This window comes from Streptococcus sp. HMSC10A01, assembly GCF_001807785.1.
In the GTDB taxonomy this organism is placed as follows: domain Bacteria; phylum Bacillota; class Bacilli; order Lactobacillales; family Streptococcaceae; genus Streptococcus; species Streptococcus gordonii.
Genome location: NZ_KV790983.1, coordinates 186,666 through 210,746, shown reverse-complemented (window position 1 = coordinate 210,746; position 24,081 = coordinate 186,666). Strand labels below are relative to the sequence as shown.

Genomic DNA, 24,081 nt, shown 5'->3' with positions numbered 1-24,081 from the left:
CTGAATTAAATCTCTTTATCATTAAATTATAGAATCTTGCTGAAGGCTCATTGCAGAAAAGGAGGTAATAGCCTATAATGAAGAAAAAGAAACCGTTTACATAATCGGTTTTTCTATTTATCAAAAAGGAGATTTTATGATGGTCTTTCATAGAGAACAGCGTTTTTCTATTCGTAAATTTTCAGTTGGAGCGGCTTCTGTTCTAATTGGAATCACTATGGCTGGACAGGTTGTTTCGGCAGAAGAGCTTCCAACTACGCAGTCAAATGTTGTCGCTCCAGCAGATTCTACTGAACCCAAAGCTACAGAAGAAGTGGCAACCTCTAGTCCCGCACAAGATAAGTCTACAGCAGAGGAAACGTCCGGAGCAAATCCTGTAAACAATAGTGAAGCAACTCCATCAACTTCTGCTCCAGCAGAATCTAATACAGATACTCCTAAGCAAGACAAGACCCCTGAAAAAGATGCTACTGGAGAAGCAGAAAAAAGAAATGATTCTGAGGAGAAAGCTGGCTTACCTACTGATGCACCAAAGGGTCAAGAGTCAGACCGTGTTGATGAAAAACTTGCCATGCGCAAAATGATTTCAGTTGATGCAGGTCGTAAATATTTTAGTCCAGAACAATTGAAAGAAATTGTAGACAAGACTAAGCGTTATGGTTTTACAGACATGCATTTACTGTTAGGAAATGATGGACTGCGTTTCCAATTGGATGATATGTCATTGACTGTGGGCGGTAAGACCTATTCTAGTGAAGATGTAAAAAAAGCCATTGAAAAAGGGACCAACGATTATTATAATGATCCAAATGGCAATCACTTAACACAAGCTGAAATGACAGACTTGATTGATTATGCTAAACAACAAGGAATCGGTCTTGTTCCGACAATCAATAGCCCGGGCCATATGGATGCGATCCTGAATGCCATGAAGGAGCTGGGAATTAAAAAACCTAATTTTGACTACTTTGGCAAGGAATCTGCTCGAACAGTTGATTTAAATAATCAGCCTGCTGTTGATTTCACAAAAGCCTTGATTGAGAAATATGCTGCATATTTTGCTGGTAAGACGGATATTTTCAATATTGGTTTAGATGAATATGCTAATGATGCGACTAATGCTAAAGGGTGGCAAGTCTTACAAGCGGATAAGTATTATCCAGGAGAAGGTTACCCAGAAAAGGGCTATGAAAAATTCATCGCTTATGCTAATGATCTAGCTAAAATTGTTAAGCGAAATGGTCTGAAGCCAATGGCCTTCAATGATGGTATTTACTATAATTCTGATCAAAGTTTTGGTGAATTTGATAAGGATATTATTGTGTCTTATTGGACTGGTGGCTGGGGAGGCTATGATGTTGCTTCTTCCAAACTTTTGTCTGAAAAAGGGCATAAGATTCTAAATACCAATGATGCTTGGTATTATGTTCTAGGTCGAAATGCAGACGGCCAAGGTTGGTATAATCTAGATCAAGGGTTGAAGGGAATTGCTTCTACACCGATTACAAGTGTTCCTAAGTCTGAGGGGGCAGATATTCCAATTATTGGTGGTATGGTGGCTGCATGGGCTGATGAGCCTTCAGCACGTTTTTCCCCATCTCGTCTTTATAAGTTGATGCGTCGCTTTGCTGATCAAAATGCTGAGTATTTTGCTGCTAATTATCAAGATGCAGAAAAAGAATTGGCAGCAGTCCCAAGTGACTTAGCTTCTAAATATACACCAGAAAGTATCGCTCGTCTTAAGGAAGCTGAAAAAGCTGTGAAAGAATTAGACAGCCATCTTAGTCGTAGCAAGCAAGAAGAGATTGATCTTGCGGTTGTTCGCTTAAAAGAAGCCCGTGAGCATCTCCAGCCAACCCCTGATTATCAAAAGGTGCTAGATGCCCAAGCTGAACGAGAAAAATTAGCTAAGAGCAAGGTGATTTCTATTGACGCTGGTCGGAAATATTTCTCATTGGATCAGCTAAAGAGAATCATTGACAAGGCTAGTGAATTGGGATATTCAGATTTGCATCTGCTAGTTGGAAATGACGGGATGCGTTTCATGTTGGATGACATGACCGTTGAAGCCAACGGTAAAACCTACACAGTGATGAAGTGAAAGAAGCGATCTTGGCTGGTACCAAGGCTTACTACAATGATCCAAATGGAAATGCCCTCAGCCAGAAAGAGATGGATGAGCTGATTGCTTATGCCAAAGGAAAGGGGATAGGCCTTATTCCAGCACTCAATAGCCCAGGCCATATGGATGCTCTTTTGGTCGCTATGGAAAAACTAGGTATTCAAAATCCTCAGGCTTATTTTGATACACTATCCAAAACAACCCTTGATTTGGAAAATGAAGAAGCCAAGTCCTTTACCAAAGCTTTGATTGGAAAGTATATGGATTACTTTGCAGGCAAAACCAAAATTTTCAACTATGGAACGGATGAATATGCCAATGATGCAACCAATGCTCAGGGTTGGTATTATCTGAAATACTACAACCTCTATGGTAAGTTCGCAGAATATGCCAACTCTCTAGCTGCTATGGCGAAAGAGAGAGGTTTGCAGCCAATGGCCTTCAACGATGGCTTCTACTACGAAGACAAAGACGATGTTGAGTTTGATAAGGATGTCTTAATCTCCTATTGGTCTAAAGGCTGGTGGGGCTATAACCTGGCATCACCACAGTATTTAGCAAGTAAGGGCTACAAATTCCTCAATACCAATGGGGATTGGTACTACATTTTGGGACAAAAACCGGAAGATGGCGGTGGTTTCTTACAGAAAGCACTTGACAATACTGAAAAGACACCATTTAATCAACTAGCTTCTACCAAGTACCCAGAAGTAGACCTTCCAACAGTCGGTAGCATGATTGCCATCTGGGCTGATAGACCGCAAGCTGAATACAAGGAAGAAGAGATTTTCCAATTAATGACTGCCTTTGCTGATCATAATAAAGACTATTTCAAGGCTAATTATGGCCCTATTCAGGAAGAAATTGCTAAAATTCCAACCGATTTAACCATCTATACACCAGAATCTGTTGCAGCTCTAAAAGCAGCTCAAGATGAGGTTGATTGGGAATTAAGCCGGATGAAGCAAGAAGAGGTGGATAAACTAGCAGCTAAACTAAAAGTTGCTCGCGAAAATCTCAAGCCAATCACCTACAATGGCAGCGCTGATGAGGAAGAAGTTCGCGCTCTTGTGGAATATAAACCATATCTTGATATTCAAACAGAAGAGATTTCCTTTGAGACAAAAGAAGTAGCAAATCCAAACCTTGAAAAGGGGCAACGCAAGATTGTGCAAGTGGGAATCAAAGGTGAAAAAACGAATTTGGTTGAAATATCTGCCCGGGACGGTAGTAGCAAGCTTGTGGAAAGTTTCGTTTCTAAGGATGCTGTAGCTGAAATTGTGGAAATTGGGACAAAAGAAGCAGATTCAGCAAAAATGGGTGGAAGGCAGGTTCAACCAGCCCCGTTGGTTACTCCTTCTGTTAAGGGATCATCACCTATTAGCCAAGTAAGTAAGAAAGAAGAGGGTCTAAAACCGACTCAAACTAAGCAGCCAATAGCTGAACAAAAATTATCTCAACCATCTGCCCAAGCAGTGGCTAAGGACAATAAACTTCCGCAAACTGGAACAACTTCAGCTTGGCCTATAACCCTTCTTGGAACAGCTTTAGCTATGATCGGTTTGGGTGGACGCAAGAAAAGGAAAGGATGATTTATTATCGTTCTAAAAATCGAGTGTAAACCTAGGCTTAAATAATTATTTGGACAAGAATAAAGACGAGGTCAAAGAAAATAGTTTGGCCTCGTCTTTTTGTTTATGACATTATGGGGAATAGGCCCTCTAAGGGGGGTGCTAGCTTAGGTTCTTTTTCTTCACTCGCCTGGTTTTCCAGTTATGATGTGTTGAATTCCTTGATGGATATGAGGGAGCAGTTCAGGTAGAAAATTAGGATAGGCTGTTTGGTGTTGGAGTTCTTCCAAAGGGATCCATTCGACAGTTTCATTTTCTGAAAGACTAGGGAATTGCTGTCCTTTTGGTTTCATCAAGTAATAAAAGCAAATTTCGTGACAGTCTAGTCCTGCCAATCGTCCTGTTTCCTGCCGGAAGAAGTTTTCATGGATAAATACTAGCCGATCAATCTCGTATTCTTGACCGGTTTCTTCTTGGATTTCCCTTTTGACAGCTTCCTGGGAGGATTCTCCCAACTGAACAGCACCTCCGAGTGGATAGAAGTAGCTTTCGTCAGGGTTGGTCATGAAGGCCACGGCTCCTTCTTTTATGATAAGTGCTGCGGCTTTGTATCTGAAACGTCTATGTTCTTCTTGAAAGCTGATATCTGCTAACATTCTTCCCTCCTTTTTTAGAATTAGTATATCATTTTTTTGTTGATAATGGCATAATGAAAATGTTCTTGCTACTACTAGCTTTTCCTGCTACAATAGGTCTTATGACTAGATATAAAGCGATTATTTCCTATGATGGACATGACTTTGCTGGTTTCCAAAGACAGCCTCATGCTAGAAGTGTCCAAGAAGAGATTGAAAAAACCTTGACTCGAATTAACAAAGGCCAGCCTGTGGTCATTCATGGTGCAGGTCGAACAGACAGTGGTGTTCACGCTCTGGGACAAGTCCTACATTTTGATTTACCAGAAGAGCGGGATGAAGAGAAATTGCGTTTTGCCTTGGATACGCAGACGCCAGAAGATATTGATTTTATTAGTGTGGAGCAGGTATCGGATGATTTTCATTCTCGCTACAATAAGCACAGCAAGACCTATGAATTTTTGGTGGACATCGGCCGGCCTAAAAATCCTATGATGCGCTATTATGCCACCCATTATCCTTATCCTTTGGAGTTGAGTCTGGTAGAAGAAGCGATTACTCAGTTAGAGGGGACGCATGATTTTACAGGCTTTACTGCTTCGGGGACCAGTGTGGAAGACAAGGTTCGGAACATTACTGAGGCCAAGGTCCGCTATGATGCAGAGCGTAATTTTCTGGTCTTTACCTTTTCTGGCAATGGCTTTCTCTACAAGCAGATCCGCAATATGGTAGGAACGCTACTTAAGATTGGTAATAAACGCATGCCAGTGGAGCAGATTCAGAGGATTTTAGCGGAGAAAGACCGTCATCTAGCAGGGCCAACTGCCGGTCCCAATGGCCTTTATTTGAAAGAAATTAGATATGAAGAATGAAGCTGAGATAATGGTATCTTGGCTTTATTTGATTGTGAGTAGGTTTTTAGAAAAGAGGCTAAAAGATTCTTGTCTGATACATTTTTATTTTTATCTGGGAAGTCTCTTTAAAATGTCATATGGAATAGGTGGGAAGTGACTATTTGGAGCGATTTTTAGCGATTCTACAAAAAAAGCTGAAAAATTCTCCATTTTTTAGTAGTTTTTAAAGAAATAAATAGCTTTTTCAGGAAAAATCTATTGTAAAAAACATCTAAAAGAATTATGATAATACTATGTGTATAAATGCTGTCTTTTAAAGGCTGATAGGGAGTTGGCTAGTGAAGACTTAGGGAGAAAATTTATACATCCAAACAAATAATGGGAGTTATGAAGTGAAGGATTTTAGAAAAGTACAGGAGAAAATTCAGAAATTTTCAATTAGAAAATTATCTGTTGGTGTAGGCTCCGTTGCAATTGCTGCTTTGATTTTTGGGAGCTTTTTGACTAGTCCAGCTGTTGCTGCTGATGAAGTTGGAAAGACTGGTCAGGCTCATTACACTTATGTTGAAGAGCAAGAGTTAACTGAGCAGGAGAAGGAACTGATTAAGCATGAGCTTCCTTCCGATTTGCAATCAGGTGAGAATTATTACCTGATTTATCGTAAGCAAGGGAAACCAACAGTTTTGCCTCAAACAGGAAATAATGGGCAACCGCTTCTTGGCATACTAGCTGGGACGGCTATTTTGGCTGTCTTGGTGTTTTCTCGTAAGAAGGCTGGCAAGTTGGTGGGAGTGCTTTTGATTGGAGCGTTCGGACAGAGCCTTTTGCTTTCGCCTCAAGTTTTTGCGCTAGAAAATAAAGAGATGGTTTCTTATAACCGTCAAGTTCCAATTTCTTCAGGTGTTTCTGAGGCTGATTTAGCCATTGAAGGATACGACTATATCGGTTACTTTACTTCTTCTGATTTGCGGGCTTTGACAGGAACCTCGCCTGCCTCTCTGACTGAAGAAATTAGTCTTAAAGATCAACTAGCAGTACCAGAAAATTCAAAATCTGGACGGGATGCTAGGGGTCAAGAAAAGCAAACAGAGCTTATGGAAGAGGAAAAACCAGATCAAGATATTTCAAGTCAGGTTGGAAGCATCTCTGATTCCACTCCTAACCCATCTTCTCAAGGATTACATCCAAATAAGGAAACTTCAAAAGAAGAAAATAAAACGAATCCGAATCAGTCTGAAAAAAACAGCAGTAGTAAGGGAGAACCAGAAGTTCAACCAGAGAAACCAACCTATACAGAGCCGGTTGGAACAGCGGGGGATACAGCCCCAGTCGAGCCTGCGCTTCCAGCATACACAGGTTCTGTGAATGGCGAACCAGAAGTTCAACCAGAGAAACCAGCCTATACCGGACCGGTTGGAACAGCAGGAGATACAGCCCCAGTAGAGCCTGCGCTTCCAGCATACACAGGTTCTGTGAATGGCGAGCCAGAAGTTCAACCGGAGAAACCAGCTTATACAGAGCCGATAGGTACAGCAGGAGATACGGCCCCAGTAGAGCCTGCGCTTCCAGAATACACGGGTGGTGTTAACGGGGAATCAACAGTTCAAGCTGAACTGCCTAGTTTGCATACAGAGGTCAAGCTAGAAACAATTGAACCAAAGGTTGTTCACAAAACTGATGATAGCAAGTATCTTGATGAAGAGACAACTGTAGAAGGAACTCCAGGCCAAAAAGAAATTGTAACCAGCTATGAAGTCTTGGATGGCAAGCGGATATCGGAGCCACAAACAACTGAGCGCACCTTGCATGAAGCAGTTGATACAGTGGTCACTCGAGGCACTAAGACTCGCGTTAATAAAGAAGAATTAAGTAAGCAGCTAGCTTTAGCAGCGGCTGTGGATCCTGCAGTTTACACCAATCAATCCTACCAGCAATTGCAAGCAATTAAGAATATGGCTGAGTTGGTTTATCAAACTTCGTCGAGTCAAAATGAAGTAGATGCAGGTGTCAACCAACTCAAGCAGGCTTTAGCCGACTTATTGGCTCTTAAAACAGCGCCAACTCTGACTGTTTCAGCGGTTAAGAAGGATGAATTGCAGAAATCAGCGCAAATTCAATACCAGCTGACGGACAGAGATCAAGCTTTTACTAGCGCTCATGTTCGCCTGAAGAAGGATGGTCAATTAATAGCAGAGCAAAACTTGGCGACTGGTCAGTTGACTGCCAGCTTCAGTGGTTTGGACTACTATACACCTTATGATATCGAGACGACCCTGTCTTATGACTTAGGAAATGGATCTGAAAGCAAAGAGTTAGCTCAAGAGACAGTTCAGCTTGACCTGAAGAAGGTGGAACTCAAGTCCATCACTAATGTCGCCTTGATGAAGGTTGAGAATGGCCAGACAAAATTGATGCCTACTTTGGCTGAAAAACCAGCAAATCTGGATCAATATTACCTGCACTTTACATCCGACCAGTTCAAGGACACTGTCCTGCCGGTTACCTCTATCGAGGAAGTGGTCGTTGATAACCAGCCTGTCTTCAAGATCAAGGCTCAGCTGCCAGACTTGCTGCAAAGAAGCTCAACTGGTCTTCAAAACAGCTTTGATTTCTATCTGGAAAAAGCCAAGAAGCATGAAGGAAATGTCTACTATGACTTCCAAGACCTTTTAGACGGGATCAAGGAAAATCCATCTGGAACCTTTATTCTGGGCCGCAGTATCAGTGCTAAGTTGATTGACAAACCTGCCAACAGCAAGTCTTACTTGCCAGGAGAATTCAAAGGTCAGCTGATTGGTGGTCAAAATGGTGAGCGCCATGCGATTTTAGACTTGGCACATCCTCTATTTGATACGATTACTGGCGGAACGGTCAAGGATATTGACTTTAAGCGAGTCAATATGGTTTATCCAGATTCGCAAGCGGGCGATACAATTGCGACAATTGCTGCTCGCTTGAAGAATAAAGGAGTAATCGAAAACGTCAATGTCCAAGGCTACTTGGAAGGAAGAGACCATATTGCCGGTCTGGTTAACAATATAGAAGGCCAATCTCGAGTTGAAAATGTCTCCTTTAAGGGCCGTATTAAGTCCAAGGGTGGAAATTCTGTAACAGGTGGTATTGCAGGTACCAACTCTATGTCCTTGGTGAAACGAGCCTACGTTGAAGCGGATATTTGGGTGCATAGTGCTCGTAATGCAGGTATGTTGGTCGCTCAAAACTTCACTGACAATTCAGGCTCAGGCTGGGGCAATTGGGGTAAATTGATGCAGTCCGTTGCCAAAGGTAAGTTAGAGGATGCAGGCTCAAGAAATGCAGCTGGTATCGCTGCTTCCATTTGGCCGTATGGAACTATCAATGACACTGTCAGCTATGCTACAGTAGTGAACGGAAAAGAGCTCTTTAGCTCAGATAATGAGATTACCGATGCTTGGATGGGGCAAAAACTCCAAAACCTTTTTGGTGTTCAGGGACACAGCTCTGGAACCAAGATAGGAAAAGATGCCAAGTTCCGCCGCTTGACAGAAGCTGAAGCGGAGCAAAAAGTTAAGAGCTATCGGATTACGGCTCTTGAAGAAACCAGCGCCAATGAAGTAACAACTGAGAAGCTAAATGCTGCTATCCTGAGAACAAGTACTTATCAAGACAAGCCGGGTTATAAGGCAGAAAATGAACAGCTTTATCAGAACCTAGAACGTTTTATGCCTTTCTACAATCAAGAGTTCTTGATTCATGAAGCCAATAAGCTGGTGGATGCTGGTAAAGCAGGAGACTTGTTGACTAAGAAAGTTCTATCCGTTCAAGCCCTGAGAGGCAATCAGTTTGTTGCTGGCGGAACAGATGCGGACAAGATTTTAGTCCATTTTGCAGACGGAAGCAAGACCATCTATAATCTTCAAAATCAAGCACGATTTGAACAGACTGCTCTGCCGGAATATCAGATTGCAGAGCTTGGTACGGTCTATACTCCAAATCACTCAACGGCTGTCAAAGAAGACTTGCTGACTCAGCTGACAGAGAGCTTGAAGAGCTTTGACCTATACAGTGATGAAGTCTATCGTTCTGTTGGCCTGCCTAATGATAATGATAGGGTCAACAAAGTGAAGCGCCTCTTCTTGGATGAATCTCTGACTGAAGTGAAAGCCAACTTGCAGGATATGCTTGGTAAGCTCCTGGCCAATGAATGGACAAGATTCCATGCTGACAATCCGGCAGCCAACGAAGCTCTGAAAGCTAAAATCGAAGAGAACAAGACCGCTATCATGCTCGGTCTGACCTACCTCAACCGTTATTACGATCTCAAGTTTGGCGACTACAACCTCAAGGAGCTAGTGCTCTTCAAACCAGACTTCTATGGTGAAAAAGTACCATTGTTGGATCGCTTGATTAAGATTGGACGTTCGACAGAAAATCAACTAAAAGGGGCAGACAATGTCAATATGTTTGCACGTCAGTTGAAGGCTGAGTCCAAGTCTAGTGATTTGGTAGCTTACTTGGATTACAACCGTCGCCTGCTGACTGACTTTGCGGATATGGATTCTTGGTTCAAGGATGCAACCCGAGGCTTTATTCAGTTTGAAGAACGCCAGTCAGAAGTTGAGGAGATTAAGTCTGCTAAGTATCGCGTCTTCGATAACCTCAATTCTGAATATTTCAGCAACTATATTCTTCCGCTGCTAACCTTGAAGAATACGCGTTTAGCTATTCTGTCAAACTATAGCACGATGGCCTTTGTCAACAGAGACAAGCGCCGATCATGGTCTGATGAACGATTTAATGCACGCATCAAGGAAGTAGCGACCCAGCATCGAAATCACGTAGACACTTGGTACAAACTGCTCTCAGATGATATCAAGTCCAGAATGGTCAAGCAAAATGTAACGGCTGTATGGGATGGTTTTGATGTGGAAGGACGTGGCTGGATTGATGTCAACGGAAATGATAATAAGGGCAATCCTTATGCTCCATCCCGCGAGTTCTTTAACCTAGTTGGCGGCAGAGCTGGTGGCTGGTACAAGTCAAATGGATACGGTGCCCATGCTGCTGGTTCAATCCGTGTGAACTTCGAAGCCTTTGACCTCTTGACGGAATACGGTGTATCCGTCTTTACGCATGAGCTCACCCACGTCAATGACGGCTATATTTACCTGGGCGGACATGGCAGACGACAAGGAATCGGACCAGAAGGCTATGCCCAAGGGTTGCTCCAATCACCTGTTCCTGATCAGCCAGGCTGGGGTGCTTTAGGTCTTAATATGGCCTTTGATCGTCCAAATAATGGCAGTCTCATTTTCAATAGCTCGCCAAGCCTCTTCAAGAACCGAGCAGACATCGACCATTACATGAAGGGCTATAATGATAGTCTCATGCTGCTGGATTATCTTGAAGGCCAAGCAGTTGTAGATAAAGGAAATGCAGCCGTGGCTAAATGGTTCAAGAAGGTTGAGCCAAAGGTTGTAGATGCTCGGACTCAATATGATGTTGTGAGAGATTTGACAGCAGAGGAGAAAGCGGCCATGTCAGTTTCATCTGTAAATGACTTGGTTGATCAAGGTTTGCTGTCTAACCGTGCGGTGGCCAATCGAACTTACAACCCTGCTGACTTTGACTCTAGTTACATTGCGATCGACTTCATGACAGGTATTTATGGTGGTGGTCAAAACAATACTGGAGCACCAGGCGCCTTGATGTTCAAGCATAATACCTTCAGAATCTGGGGTTACTATGGCTATGAAAAAGGCTTTGTAAGCTATGCTTCCAATAAACACCGTAAGACAGCCAATGAGCAAGGTGTGACTGGCTTGAGTGATAACTTTATCATTAAGCAAATTTCTGAAGGCGAATTTGAAACCATGGAAGCCTTCAAGAAAGCTTACTTCAGAAAAGTTGTAGATAAAGCACAAACCTCAGGTATTAAACCAGTGACTGTCAACGGAAAAGTCTACAGTACTTATGAAGAGCTGAAAGCTGGCTTTGCAGAAGCTGTTGACAAGGATCTGAAGAAGTCTCGTGTCGATGAACGGGCAACCAAGGACTTCAAGTATGCTGTCTTTACGCAGTTACTCAAGAACACCAACAGCTTTATGGATGAAAACTCTATTTGGGGTTCTTAAAAAAGTGTCAAATTTGTTGCGTGTATAATTGCAAATAATGACCTTTAGCAATAAACAATAAATAACCCATTTGGATTAGCTCTGTTTGTGTCGTCACTGACAGTCTGATTCAGATGGGTTATTTTCTTGCGTATTAGTAATTCCTAACATCAGCCATCTCCGTTTGTTATATTCTATTTTCAAAAATCTGTCCCCAGACAGTTCCTGTTTTTAGTCCTTGCTGGGGTATTTTTTTCCTGCTAAAATAAACATATAGCACCTTATAAAGCTATTGTTTCGCTGGATTTACGTAAAAAATAGTAGATTTCAGAAGAGAAGACCGCCATCTGGCAGAAGGGCAATAGCAGGATCAAACGGTTTTATCTAAAGGAGATTCGTTATGAAGGATAAACTCATTTTAGCCCTATCGGGTAATGATATATTTAGCGGTGGCGGACTGCATGCTGATTTAGCTACCTATACAGTCAATGGTTTGCATGGCTTTGTGGCTGTGACTTGCCTGACTGCGATGACAAACAAAGGATTTGATGTTATTCCGGTTGAAGAGGAGGTTTTTGCCCAACAGTTGGCCAGTCTCAAGGATGTTCCTTTTTCTGCTATTAAGATAGGGCTTTTACCCAATCTGCAAATAGCAGAGCAGGCATTGGATTTTGTCAAGCAACATGCGGACATACCAGTAGTGCTGGATCCTGTTCTGGTCTGCAAGGAAAATCATGATCTGGAAGTTAGTGCATTGAGAGAAGAACTCATCAGGTTCTTCCCTTATGTCAGCATCATCACGCCTAATTTGGCAGAAGCTCAGCTATTGACCCAAAAAGAAATCAAAACTCTGGAGGACATGCAGGTAGCAGCGAAGGAGCTTTATGATTTAGGAGCCAAGCATGTGGTGATAAAGGGTGGCAATCGTTTGAGCAAGGAGCGGGCGGTGGATGTTTACTTTGACGGCCAAGATTTCAAAGTATTGGAATCGCCAGTGCTAGCTAGCAACAATACCGGAGCAGGTTGTACATTTGCTTCCAGTATTGCCAGTCAGTTGCTTCTAGGCAAGTCTCCTCTTGCAGCAGTTCAATTTTCTAAAGATTTTGTTTACGGAGCGATTCAGCGCTCAGATCAATATGGGGTGGTTCAATATGAGAAATAATCAAGTTAAAAAATTAGTTATCTTAGCTTTCATCACAGCTCTGTCTGTCGTTTTGGGGAATTTTTTGAAAATCCCTACGCCTACTGGCTTTTTGACCTTGTTGGATGCAGGGATTTATTTTACGGCCTTCTACTTTGGGCGTAAGGAAGCTACTATTGTCGGAGGGCTTTCAGGCTTTCTGATTGACCTGATTGCCGGCTATCCTCAGTGGATGTTTTTCAGTTTGATTTGCCACGGACTGCAGGGCTTCTTTGCTGGTCTGGAAGGTAAGGGTCGCTATCTTGGTCTAGTTTTGGCTGCAGTTTCTATGGTCGGTGGCTACGCCCTTTTTGACAGTATCATGAATGGTGTCGGAGCAGGTCTGGCCGGCATGTTGGGTAATTTTATGCAGAATGTTTTTGGTTTAGTAGTCGGTTACGTCCTTTACAAAGTCTTCCCAGAGAGTTTGAAAAAGATGGCCACAGTGAAATAAATGAGGTGAGACATGGACTTAGATAAGATTGGAGCAGAAACACGTCAGATTCTTCAAGATGTTTTAGATAAAGCGTCCTTGGATGAGGGTGATATTTTTGTTCTGGGTCTATCCTCTAGTGAGGTTATCGGAGGTCATATTGGCCGAAATTCCAGTTTAGAAGTAGGGCAGGTCATTGTCAAAACAATCCTGGATATCTTGGAAGAGAAGGGGATCTTTCTAGCAGTTCAGGGATGTGAGCATCTCAATCGGGCTTTAGTGGTTGAGAGAAGCTTGGCAAAAAAGAAAGATTTAGAAATTGTTAACGTTCTCCCCACTCTTCATGCAGGAGGCAGTGGTCAGTTAGCAGCTTTCCAGTACATGAAGGATCCTGTTGAGGTGGAATTTATAGTGGCTCAGGCTGGTCTAGATATCGGAGATACTGCTATTGGTATGCATGTTAAGCATGTTCAGATTCCTATCAGACCAAAGCTTAAATCAGTGGGTTCTGCCCATGTTACAGCTTTAGCTAGCCGCCCTAAGCTGATTGGTGGTTCAAGAGCAGCTTATAGAGAAGACAAAATAAGAAAAGGCTAATAGTAAAAAAATATTATATAATTTTGAAAAATTTTTTAAATATGCTATAATGGAGTGTATTCAATAAATTTTAAGGAGAAATGACAGAATGTCTGTATCATTTGAAAAAAAAGAAACAAATCGTGGAGTTTTGACTTTCACTATTAGTCAAGAACAAATCAAACCAGAATTGGACCGTGTGTTTAACTCAGTAAAGAAAACAATTAATGTACCAGGTTTCCGTAAAGGCCATCTTCCACGCCCTGTCTTCAACCAAAAATTTGGTGAAGAAGCGCTTTACCAAGATGCTTTAAACAACTTACTTCCAAATGCTTATGAAGCTGCTGTAAAAGAAGCTGGTATCGAAGTTGTAGCACAACCAAAAATCGATGTCGTTTCTATGGAAAAAGGTCAAGATTGGACTATTTCTGCTGAAGTTGTTACAAAACCAGAAGTAAAATTAGGTGCTTACAAAGACCTTGAAGTATCTGTAGAAGTTTCAAAAGAAGTAACAGACGAAGACGTTGATGCGCGTATCGAACGCGAACGCAACAACTTGGCTGAGTTGGTTCTAAAAGAAGGTCCAGCAGCTGAAGGTGACACAGTGGTAATTGATTTTGTTGGTTCAGTTGACGGTGTTGAATTTGACGGTGGAAAAGGAGATAATTTCTCTCTTGGACTTGGTAGCGGTCAATTTATTCCAGGATTTGAAGATCAATTGGTTGGTCACAAAGCTGGCGAAACAGTTGATGTGGTTGTAACTTTCCCTGAAGACTATCAAGCAGCAGATCTTGCAGGTAAAGAAGCTAAGTTTGTAACTACAATTCATGAAGTAAAAGAAAAAGAAGTTCCAGCTCTTGACGATGAACTTGCAAAGGACATCGACGAAGAAGTAGAAACTCTTGATGAATTGAAAGAAAAGTACCGTAAAGAATTAGCTGAAGGAAAAGAAGCTGCATACAAAGATGCAGTTGAGTCAGCAGCAATCGATCTTGCGGTTGAAAATGCAGAAATCGTAGACTTACCAGAAGAAATGGTTCATGAAGAAGTGCACCGTTCAGTAAACGAATTCCTTGGAAATATGCAACGTCAAGGAATTTCACCTGACATGTACTTCCAAATCACTGGTACTACTCAAGAAGACCTTCACAAACAGCACGAGGCTGATGCAGAAGCTCGTACTAAGACAAACTTAGTGATTGAAGCTATTGCAAAAGCAGAAGGATTTGAAGCAAGCGCTGAAGAAATCGAAGCAGAAATTTCTTCACTCGCAAATGACTACAACATGGAAGCAGATCGTGTTCGTCAACTTCTTTCAGAAGATATGTTAAAACATGATATCACTATCAAGAAAGCTGTTGAAGTCATCACAAGCACTGCAAAAGTGAAATAATGATTTGAAAAGTCCTAGTTTGACTAGTGACTTTTCGTTTTTCTAAAAGGGAAAAAGAGCAAAATTCTTTTGACGAAAATTCAAAAATATCGTACAATAGAAAGTAGCGAAAAAATACAAGAGGGCGAATGTCCTTTATCAGCTTAAAAGGAGACCAACTTTGGAATTAGAAGTATTTGCTGGACAAGAAAAAAGTGAACTTTCTATGATTGAGGTAGCGCGTGCGATTTTAGAATTGCGTGGTCGTGACCATGAGATGTATTTTAATGACCTTGTCAATGAAATCCAAACTTATTTAGAAAAATCAAACAGCGAAATCCGAGAAGCTCTACCATTGTTTTATACTGAGCTAAACGTTGACGGAAGCTTTATTCCGCTTGGTGACAACAAATGGGGCCTTCGTTCTTGGTATGCAATCGATGAGGTAGACGAGGAAATCATCGCGCTTGAAGAGACTGATGAAGAAGATAATCCGAAATCACGGAAGAAAAAACGCGTTAATGCCTTTATGGATGGTGATGAGGATGCTATCGATTACAGTGATGATGATCCAGAAGATGAGGATTCATACGAAGCAGATCCTGCACTCAACTATGACGATGAAAATCCAGACGATGAAAAGAATGAAGCAGATGCTTATGATGCTGAAATCAATGAGATTGCTCCGGATGATCTAGATGAAGATGTTGACATCAATGAAGAAGATGATGAATTTTCTGACGATGATGCAGAGGGCGAAGAAGAATAGAAAGAGAGACTGGGGGCAAAAAAGCTCCAGTCTTTTTTGTCAGAATCGAATTCTTTTTTAATACAAGTTAAGGAGAGAGTGTTCTTTGGATTTGAAATAGACTGAAAAAAGTCCTATAATGATGGGGAATAGATAATAGTAATAAGGAGGGATGTATGATGAAATTTATCCTGGATCGAAGCCTATGTGACTTAGGAATTGAAAGTGTAGTCATTGGTATTGCTAAAAATGTCAATCCGCATGCAGAATTATCTCCAACCTTTCTAAAAAAGAAAAAAGAAAGAGAAGAGTGGGCTCTAAACTGTGACCTGGAGCAAGTTCTCCAATCGCCAGTTATCCAAGGCTATGAAGATATCCTGCAACGTGTAGGTCGCAGTGTCAAGAAAAATCCTCCAACCGTTCCAGCTCTGATTAAAAATATCCGCCATCGCGGGTCTCTTCCTTCTATCAATACGATCATCGATATTTATAATGTAGAAGCCTTGCAATCCCTGTTAGCTATTGGTGGACATGATTATAATAAAATTGGAGAAAAGATAGAGTTTACTGTCAGTCAAAGAGAAGATACCTTTCTCCCAATTTTGTCTAAGGAGAAACACGTAGCTAAAACAGACTATGTCTATCGCGACGACAAAGGGATTTTAGCTTGGTTAGATATTCGAGATAGTGACCTCTATAAGTTTGATGATGATACCAAAGATGCAATTTTTATCATTCAAGGGAATGCGAATACTTCCGTTGAGATGCGTCTGGAAGCGTTGAAGCGAATCCAGTCTGACTTAAAAGAATGCATGCCATATATGAAATTTGAGACATTGGTTATCAAGCAATCTGAAAATTGATTTAGTAGTTGGAATAAGCTTTAGTTTCAGATTGAAACCTTGCTCTCCTCTATATCATATAAAAGCCTCTTGGTTGAAAGAGGCTTTTTTCTAACAAAAAGGACAGGTTGTTTCGATAGAGGGTGTAGAAGGAAAAAATGCTATAACTGACCGGAAAAACTTATCATTATTTATCTTGAATGCTTACTTTGGTACGTGAAATAAAAGTAGAGTTAAATTGTGGGAATGAATCAAAGAGAAGGCTTTATTTCGGTATAAAAATGCTTAAGTTTCTTGAAAGTTATAGGAGAAAATGCTATAATGAAAAGAACATTCTAAAATCAGAAAGATTATAAAGTAAGGATAAAAATGGCAAATATTTTAAGAACAATTATCGAAAACGATAAAGGTGAATTAAGAAAATTAGAGAAAATGGCAAATAAGGTCATTGCTTATAGTGACCAGATGGCTGCCTTATCCGATGAGGAGCTAAAGGCTAAAACAGATGAATTTAAACAACGTTATCAGAATGGTGAAAGTTTAGATGACTTGCTCTATGAAGCCTTCGCAGTTGTCCGTGAGGGCGCGAAACGTGTTCTTGGTCTCTATCCTTATCCAGTACAGATTATGGGGGGGATTGTTCTCCATCATGGTGACGTACCAGAGATGCGTACAGGTGAAGGGAAAACTCTTACTGCGACCATGCCTGTATACTTGAATGCGTTGGCAGGAGAAGGAGTTCACGTTGTAACGGTCAATGAATACCTGACAGAGCGTGATGCGACAGAAATGGGTGAACTGTACTCTTGGTTAGGGCTTTCAGTTGGTATTAACTTGGCTGCTAAATCTCCAGCTGAGAAGAGAGAAGCCTATGCTTGTGACATCACCTACTCAACGAACTCAGAAATTGGCTTTGACTACCTTCGTGATAACATGGTGGTTCGTGCTGAAAACATGGTTCAGCGTCCACTTAACTATGCCCTAGTTGATGAGGTGGATTCCATTCTGATCGATGAAGCTAGAACCCCTCTGATTGTTTCTGGACCAGTTTCATCTGAAACTAATCAGCTTTACCACATGGCGGATAGCTTCGTTAAGAGTCTTAACAAGGATGATTATATCATCGACGTGCCATCAAAAACAATCGGCCTGTCTGACTCTGGAATTGACAAAGCTGAAAGCTATTTCAAATTAGATAACCTCTATGATATTGAAAATGTGGCATTGACTCACTTCATTGATAATGCCTTGCGTGCTAACTATATCATGATTTTGGATATCGATTATGTGGTTAGCGAAGAACAAGAAATTCTGATCGTTGACCAGTTCACCGGTCGTACCATGGAAGGACGTCGCTATTCTGACGGACTTCACCAGGCTATTGAAGCTAAGGAAGGTGTTCCGGTTCAAGATGAAACTAAGACGTCTGCTTCTATTACCTACCAAAACCTCTTCCGTATGTATAAAAAACTGTCCGGGATGACTGGTACAGCTAAGACTGAGGAAGAAGAATTCCGCGAAACTTATAATATCCGTGTTATTCCAATTCCAACTAACCGTCCAATTGCTCGTATTGACCATGAGGATTTACTGTACCCTAGTTTAGAATCTAAGTTTAAGGCAGTTGTAGAAGACGTGAAAGAACGCCATCTTAAAGGACAACCTGTTCTGGTCGGTACGGTTGCAGTTGAAACCAGTGACTATCTTTCTAAAAAGCTGGTTGCAGCAGGAATTCCTCACGAGGTATTGAATGCTAAGAACCACTATCGTGAAGCACAAATCATTATGAATGCTGGCCAACGCGGTGCAGTTACAATTGCAACCAATATGGCTGGTCGTGGTACCGATATTAAGCTGGGAGAAGGTGTTCGTGAATTAGGCGGACTCTGTGTGATTGGTACAGAACGCCATGAAAGCCGTCGTATTGATAATCAGTTACGTGGACGTTCTGGTCGTCAGGGAGATCCAGGTGAATCTCAATTCTATCTATCTCTTGAAGATGAGCTGATGCGTCGTTTCGGTTCTGAGAGAATCAAGGCTGTCTTGGATCGTTTCAAACTGAGTGAAGAAGAGTCTGTTATTAAGTCTAAGATGTTTACGCGCCAAGTTGAAGCGGCTCAAAAACGGGTTGAAGGAAATAACTATGATACTCGTAAGCAAGTCCTTCAGTATGACGATGTGATGCGTGAACAGCGTGAAATCATCTACGCTGAACGTCATGATGTTATCACAGCTAATCGGGATTTGGCTCCAGAGATTCACGCTATGATCAAACGAACTATTGATCGTTTTGTTGATGGAAATAGCAGAGCTCCTCAAGAAGAAAAATTGGATTCAATTTTGTACTTTGCTAAGTATAACTTGGTTCCGGAAGAGTCGATTTCATTGAGCGATCTTCAAGGTTTATCTGATGAGGAAATCAAGGCTAACTTATATGAACGTGCTTTAGAAGTCTACAATAGTCAAATTGCTAAACTTCGTGATGAAGAAGCTGTTCGAGAATTCCAAAAAGTATTGATTCTACGTGTTGTAGACAACAAGTGGACAGATCACATTGATGCATTGGATCAGCTTCGTAATGCTGTAGGTCTTCGAGGTTATGCTCAAAATAATCCTGTTGTTGAATACCAATCTGAAAGTTTCAGAATGTTTAACGATATGATTGGTTCAATCGAGTTTGATGTGACTCGTCTCATGATGAAAGCACAAATTCACGAGCAAGAGCGTCCTCGTACGGAGCATAATATTGTAACAACAGCAACGCGCAATATCTCAGCGCAAGAATCCGATCTGCCAGCAGATGTTGATTTGGCAAAGGTTGGCCGAAATGAACTATGCCCATGTGGCTCAGGTAAGAAATTTAAAAATTGCCACGGCCGTCGTTAAAAAAGATTGAGGGGGAGTTGGAATGACATTTACAACAAGAGGTCCTATTGTTGACGTAGAGCAGGTTCGCACCTTGTCTCAGCTTGATGAAAAAGCTTTGGCAACGAAGCAAGTTCGCGACCAGGAGTTGGCTGCTATTCTCAAAGGAGAAGACAAGCGAATTTTATTGGTCATAGGTCCTTGCTCCTCTGATAATGAAGAAGCGGTCTTAGAATATGCTAAACGTCTGGCTGCCCTTCAGGAAGAAGTAAAAAAACATATCTTTATAGTTATGCGGGTTTATACAGCTAAACCCCGTACAAATGGTGATGGTTATAAAGGTTTGATTCATCAGCCTGATGCAGCAGGAGCTCCAGATTTAATAGCTGGTATTAAGGCAGTTCGCCATCTGCACTACCGAGTTATTACAGAGACTGGCCTTACTACAGCTGATGAAATGCTTTATCCTGAAAATGTATCTCTAGTGGATGACCTGGTTTCTTATATGGCTGTAGGAGCACGTTCGGTTGAAAATCAACAACACCGTTTTGTTGCTTCAGGTTTGTCTACTCCTGCAGGAATGAAAAATCCGACTTCAGGTAATTTATCTGTGATGTTTAATGCCATTTACGCCGCACAAAATAAACAGACTTTTCTCTATCGCTCTCAGGAAGTGGAGACTTCAGGAAATCCTCTAGCCCACGCCATCCTTCGTGGCGCAATTCATGCTAATGGAAAGAATGAGCCGAATTATCATTATGAACATCTTCTTGAAGCGATTTCAGGTTATGAAAAGTTAGGCTTGTCCAATCCTTTCATCATGGTTGATACGAACCATGACAATTCAGGCAAGCAATATTTAGAGCAAGTGCGGATTGTTCGCGAGACTCTCTTAAATCGAGACTGGAATGAAAAGATTGAGCAGAGTGTTCGTGGCTTTATGATTGAATCATATTTGGAAGATGGCCGACAAGATCAGCCAGAGGTTTTTGGAAAATCCATTACAGATCCTTGCTTGGGATGGGACAAGACTGAACAGTTGATTCGAGAAATTTATAGCCATTTAGAAAAATAACTCTATTATTGAAATGAAAGGGACCGTTTGGCAGAAGAAAATCTTGCCAATTGGTCGGAATGCAGCAAGCTCAGTTGGAACTCCAACTGAGTTTTGTCTCATTCTGAGAACAAAGATGATTATAGGACATGGAATTGATATAGAGGAGTTATCTTCTATTCAGCGGGCCTACGAAAAACATGCTCGCTTTGCAAAAAAAGTCTTGACAGAGAAGGAATGGCTTCGTTTTGAAGAACTTTCTGGCAAGCGAAAGATAGAATATTTGGCCGGTCGCTGGTCAGCTAAAGAGGCTTTCTCCAAAGCATGGGGAACAGGCATTGGCAAGCTTAGTTTTCAAGATTTAGAAGTCTTGAATGATGAAAGAGGTGCTCCAGTCTTTACAAAAGCCCCTTTTTCTGGGAAGATTTGGGTGTCTATTAGCCATGCAGGTACCCTAGTAATGGCTAGCGTAATTTTGGAGGAAAGAGATGAAAACTAGTATACATAGGCCAAGTCAAGCACTTGTTGATTTGTCAGCAATTCATTTTAATATTCAACAATTAAAAGCTCATTTGCCTCAAGATGTTGAAAAATGGGCTGTCGTTAAAGCTAATGCCTACGGACATGGTGCAGTAGCTGTTTCAAGTTATATTGATGATATTGTAGACGGATTTTGTGTCTCAAACATTGACGAAGCTTTGGAATTAAGAGAAGGTGGCTTGGACAAAAAAATCTTAATTTTAGGTGTCTCAGCCATAGAGGTAGTCCCTCTGGCGATTGAACACAAGATTACATTGACAGTGGCTAGCTTAGAATGGCTGGACTTGCTGGAGGCTTCAGGCTTGTCTTTGCAAGGTCTGGTTGTACACCTGAAAGTGGACTCAGGTATGGGCCGGATTGGCTTTAGGGATAGCCAATCACTTCAGACAGCTATTAATCGTCTCCAGTTGGCTGGTGTTCAGGTAGAAGGAATTTTTACTCACTTTGCGACAGCTGATGAGGCAGATGCTAGTAAGTTTGAAGAGCAGTTAGTTTGTTTTAAGGGAATCTTAGCGGGCTTAGACGATCTTCCACCGATTATTCATGCTAGCAATTCAGCTACTTCTCTTTGGCATGCGGACACTGTTATGAATGCTGTTCGTTTGGGAGATGTTATTTATGGTCTCAATCCTAGCGGTAGTGTTTTGGAACTGCCTTATGATATAAAACCAGCTCTTTCTTTGGTTTCAGAATTAGTTCATGTCAAGGAAGTGGAAGCGGGAGCTGATGTTGGTTATGGAGCAACCTACACAGCGGATGAAAGACAATTTATTGGAACAATTCCACTGGGTTATGCAGATGGCTGGACTAGGGATATGCAAGGTTTTGACGTTCTCATTGATGGTCAACGTTGTCCAATAGTTGGTCGAGTATCCATGGACCAGATTACAGTTCGCTTGCCGGAGAAATATCCTCTAGGTACACCAGTTGTTTTCATTGGTAAGAGCGGAACAGAAAGTATCTCGGCGACTGATGTTGCTGAGAAACGAGGGACGATTAACTATGAAGTAGTTTGTTTGATTAGTGATCGGGTACCAAGAATTTACAAGAATTAATTAGTTTAAGTCTCCTTGATGAAAATATGTAGTTAGAGAAAGCGATTTGATGCTAGAACTGAAAGAGGAACTATGAATTTACACCAACCTTTATCGGTTCTGCCGGGAGTGGGACCGAAATCAGCAGAAAAGTTTGCCAAGCTTGGTATTGAGACCTTGCAGGATTTATTACTGTATTTCCCTTTTCGCTATGAAGACTTTCAAAGCAAGCAGGTGCTTGATCTAGAGGATGGAGAAAAAGCCGTCATTTCTGGTATAGTTGCGACACCAGCAAATGTTCAGTATTACGGGTTTAAGCGCAATCGTCTCCGCTTTTCAATCAAGCAAGGGGAAGTCATTCTAGCAGTCAATTTCTTTAACCAGCCTTATTTGGCGGATAAGGTTGAAGTGGGGGCAAATATTGCTATTTTTGGAAAGTGGGATAAGGCTAAAGCTAGCTTGACTGGGATGAAGCTCTTGGCTCAGGTCGAAGACGATTTGCAGCCAGTTTATCGGGTGGCTCAGGGGATTAGCCAGACAAGCCTGATTAAATTAATTAAAACAGCTTTTGACCAAGGCTTGGATTTACTGATTGAAGAAAATTTACCCCAGGTCTTGTTGGAACGCTACCACTTGCTGTCTCGAGCAGAAGCAGTGAGAGCCATGCATTTTCCAAAAGATTTGTCAGAATACAGACAGGCACTACGTCGTGTAAAATTCGAAGAATTGTTCTATTTCCAAATGCAACTTCAGGTGCTTAAAATGGAAACGAAGGATGTCAGCAATGGTTTGGTACTGGATTGGCAGGAAGAGCAGCTACAAGAGAAAAAAAGTCAGCTACCTTTTCCTCTGACAGGAGCTCAGGAGAGGGCTTTGGCTGAAATTTTGTCTGATTTGAAGTCGCCTGCCCACATGAACCGACTCTTACAGGGAGATGTTGGAAGTGGGAAGACAGTAGTGGCGGGATTGGCCATGTATGCTGTGCATACGGCTGGTTATCAATCGGCTTTAATGGTTCCAACAGAAATCTTAGCTGAACAGCATTTTGAAAGCCTCAGTCAGCTCTTTCCTGATTTAAAACTAGCCTTATTAACCGGTAGTATGAAAGCAGCTGAGCGTAAAGAGACTTTGTCGGCTATAGAGCTCGGTCAGGTAGATATGGTAATTGGGACCCATGCTTTGATCCAAGATGGTGTTCAATACCATCATCTAGGGTTGGTTATTGTAGATGAACAGCATCGCTTTGGGGTTGCTCAGCGTCGTATCTTACGAGAAAAAGGAGATAATCCTGATGTTCTCATGATGACTGCTACTCCCATTCCCAGAACTTTGGCCATTACGGCTTTCGGGGATATGGATGTGTCCATTATTGATCAAATGCCGGCGGGACGAAAGCCCATTATTACCCGTTGGGTCAAGCATGAGCAACTCGAGATCGTACTCGATTGGATAAAAAAAGAATTAGTAAAGGGAGCTCAGGTTTATTTTATTTCTCCTTTGATTGAGGAATCAGAAGCTCTGGATCTAAAAAATGCTATTGACTTAGAAGAAGAACTGCAAGCTTACTTTGGAGGAGATGCCCGAGTCTCTCTCCTTCATGGGAAGATGAAGAGTGACGAAAAAGAGGCTATTATGCAGGACTTCAAGAATAAAGAAGTAGATATTTTAGTGTCCACAACAGTCATTGAAGTGGGTGTTAATGTGCCCAATGCAACGATTATGGTCATCATGGATGCTGATCGTTTTGGTCTCAGCCAGCTCCATCAGTTGCGCGGGCGTGTGGGACGTGGTGATAAACAATCCTATGCCGTTCTTGTCGCAAATCCAAAAACAGAGTCCGGGAAGAAACGTATGAAAATCATGACGGAAACGACAGATGGCTTTGTACTTGCTGAGGAAGATTTAAAAATGCGTGGTTCAGGAGAGATTTTTGGAACCCGTCAGTCCGGCATTCCTGAATTTCAAGTGGCTGATATCGTAGAGGACTACCCTATCTTGGAAGAAGCGAGAAAGGTAGCTAGCCAAATTGTGCAGAATAAAGAATGGAGGAGGGATCCTAACTGGCATCTAGTGGCTCTTCATTTGGATAAACAAGATTATTTGGATTAAGCTTTTTGAAAGTTTTTTATAAGAATGTCTTAAGTTTTACTGCCTATAATAAAG

At 41.7% G+C, this 24,081-nt stretch carries 14 protein-coding genes and 1 pseudogene; 14 read left to right on the top strand and 1 reads right to left on the bottom strand.

Features of this window, described 5'->3' with window-relative positions:
- Nucleotides 1-139 precede the first annotated feature (139 nt).
- Nucleotides 140-3,714: pseudogene (gene strH / locus HMPREF3108_RS08155) on the top strand (LPXTG-anchored beta-N-acetylhexosaminidase StrH).
- A gap of 161 nt (nt 3,715-3,875) precedes the next feature.
- Here the strand turns inward: strH and HMPREF3108_RS08150 are convergent.
- Complete coding sequence (locus HMPREF3108_RS08150; RefSeq protein WP_070494186.1) at nt 3,876-4,349, bottom strand: NUDIX hydrolase; 474 nt, start codon at nt 4,347-4,349, stop codon at nt 3,876-3,878.
- A gap of 101 nt (nt 4,350-4,450) precedes the next feature.
- On the opposite strand from HMPREF3108_RS08150, the gene truA reads away from it, so the two are divergent.
- The 13 genes from truA (at nt 4,451) to recG (ending at nt 24,027) form a co-directional block, all read left to right on the top strand.
- On the top strand, nt 4,451-5,200 hold the full coding sequence (gene truA, locus HMPREF3108_RS08145; protein WP_070494454.1) for a tRNA pseudouridine(38-40) synthase TruA: 750 nt from the start codon (nt 4,451-4,453) through the stop codon (nt 5,198-5,200).
- 374 nt (nt 5,201-5,574) lie between these two features.
- Nucleotides 5,575-11,295, top strand: a complete 5,721-nt coding sequence (locus HMPREF3108_RS08140) for a ZmpA/ZmpB/ZmpC family metallo-endopeptidase (RefSeq protein ID WP_070494183.1) — start codon at nt 5,575-5,577, stop codon at nt 11,293-11,295.
- Nucleotides 11,296-11,674: 379 nt separating this feature from the next.
- Entirely contained in the window at nt 11,675-12,436 is a 762-nt protein-coding gene (locus tag HMPREF3108_RS08135; RefSeq protein WP_070494182.1) for a bifunctional hydroxymethylpyrimidine kinase/phosphomethylpyrimidine kinase, read from the top strand.
- Nucleotides 12,426-12,908, top strand: coding sequence for an ECF transporter S component (locus HMPREF3108_RS08130; protein ID WP_070494180.1), 483 nt, complete (start codon nt 12,426-12,428; stop codon nt 12,906-12,908). Before HMPREF3108_RS08135 ends, HMPREF3108_RS08130 begins: the two co-directional genes overlap by 11 nt.
- Before the next feature lie 12 nt (nt 12,909-12,920).
- Nucleotides 12,921-13,484, top strand: coding sequence for a TIGR01440 family protein (locus HMPREF3108_RS08125; protein ID WP_070494178.1), 564 nt, complete (start codon nt 12,921-12,923; stop codon nt 13,482-13,484).
- An 88-nt stretch (nt 13,485-13,572) separates the two neighbouring features.
- Nucleotides 13,573-14,856 carry a trigger factor gene (gene tig / locus HMPREF3108_RS08120; protein WP_008808427.1) on the top strand — a complete coding sequence of 428 codons (1,284 nt, stop codon included), beginning with the start codon at nt 13,573-13,575 and terminating at the stop codon, nt 14,854-14,856.
- Nucleotides 14,857-15,016: 160 nt separating this feature from the next.
- Nucleotides 15,017-15,604, top strand: coding sequence for a DNA-directed RNA polymerase subunit delta (rpoE, locus tag HMPREF3108_RS08115; RefSeq protein ID WP_008808428.1), 588 nt, complete (start codon nt 15,017-15,019; stop codon nt 15,602-15,604).
- Between the two features lie 158 nt (nt 15,605-15,762).
- A complete protein-coding gene (locus HMPREF3108_RS08110) occupies nt 15,763-16,446 on the top strand; it encodes a B3/B4 domain-containing protein (protein WP_070494452.1) in 684 nt (227 codons plus the stop codon).
- 348 nt (nt 16,447-16,794) lie between these two features.
- The gene (gene secA, locus HMPREF3108_RS08105) at nt 16,795-19,311 is read left to right on the top strand and encodes a preprotein translocase subunit SecA (RefSeq protein ID WP_008808430.1); all 2,517 of its coding nucleotides are present in this window, start codon (nt 16,795-16,797) and stop codon (nt 19,309-19,311) included.
- A 22-nt stretch (nt 19,312-19,333) separates the two neighbouring features.
- Nucleotides 19,334-20,365 (top strand): 3-deoxy-7-phosphoheptulonate synthase, encoded by a 1,032-nt coding sequence (locus HMPREF3108_RS08100; RefSeq protein ID WP_070494176.1) that lies wholly within the window; start codon nt 19,334-19,336, stop codon nt 20,363-20,365.
- Between the two features lie 115 nt (nt 20,366-20,480).
- Complete coding sequence (gene acpS / locus HMPREF3108_RS08095; protein WP_070494450.1) at nt 20,481-20,843, top strand: holo-ACP synthase; 363 nt, start codon at nt 20,481-20,483, stop codon at nt 20,841-20,843.
- Complete coding sequence (alr, locus tag HMPREF3108_RS08090; protein ID WP_061601534.1) at nt 20,833-21,939, top strand: alanine racemase; 1,107 nt, start codon at nt 20,833-20,835, stop codon at nt 21,937-21,939. The genes acpS and alr overlap by 11 nt, the downstream gene beginning before the upstream one ends.
- A gap of 72 nt (nt 21,940-22,011) precedes the next feature.
- Nucleotides 22,012-24,027 carry an ATP-dependent DNA helicase RecG gene (gene recG, locus HMPREF3108_RS08085; RefSeq protein WP_061601533.1) on the top strand — a complete coding sequence of 672 codons (2,016 nt, stop codon included), beginning with the start codon at nt 22,012-22,014 and terminating at the stop codon, nt 24,025-24,027.
- The last annotated feature ends 54 nt before the right edge of the window (nt 24,028-24,081 follow it).

Bases quoted from the DNA above. Each gene is read 5' to 3' on its own strand.
- HMPREF3108_RS08150 (WP_070494186.1), bottom strand. From the start codon at position 4,349: ATGTTAGCAGATATCAGCTTTCAAGAAGAACATAGACGTTTCAGATAC.
- truA (WP_070494454.1), top strand. From the start codon at position 4,451: ATGACTAGATATAAAGCGATTATTTCCTATGATGGACATGACTTTGCT.
- HMPREF3108_RS08100 (WP_070494176.1), top strand. From the start codon at position 19,334: ATGACATTTACAACAAGAGGTCCTATTGTTGACGTAGAGCAGGTTCGC.
- secA (WP_008808430.1), top strand. From the start codon at position 16,795: ATGGCAAATATTTTAAGAACAATTATCGAAAACGATAAAGGTGAATTA.
- alr (WP_061601534.1), top strand. From the start codon at position 20,833: ATGAAAACTAGTATACATAGGCCAAGTCAAGCACTTGTTGATTTGTCA.
- HMPREF3108_RS08130 (WP_070494180.1), top strand. From the start codon at position 12,426: ATGAGAAATAATCAAGTTAAAAAATTAGTTATCTTAGCTTTCATCACA.
- tig (WP_008808427.1), top strand. From the start codon at position 13,573: ATGTCTGTATCATTTGAAAAAAAAGAAACAAATCGTGGAGTTTTGACT.
- HMPREF3108_RS08125 (WP_070494178.1), top strand. From the start codon at position 12,921: ATGGACTTAGATAAGATTGGAGCAGAAACACGTCAGATTCTTCAAGAT.
- acpS (WP_070494450.1), top strand. From the start codon at position 20,481: ATGATTATAGGACATGGAATTGATATAGAGGAGTTATCTTCTATTCAG.
- HMPREF3108_RS08135 (WP_070494182.1), top strand. From the start codon at position 11,675: ATGAAGGATAAACTCATTTTAGCCCTATCGGGTAATGATATATTTAGC.
- HMPREF3108_RS08110 (WP_070494452.1), top strand. From the start codon at position 15,763: ATGAAATTTATCCTGGATCGAAGCCTATGTGACTTAGGAATTGAAAGT.
- recG (WP_061601533.1), top strand. From the start codon at position 22,012: ATGAATTTACACCAACCTTTATCGGTTCTGCCGGGAGTGGGACCGAAA.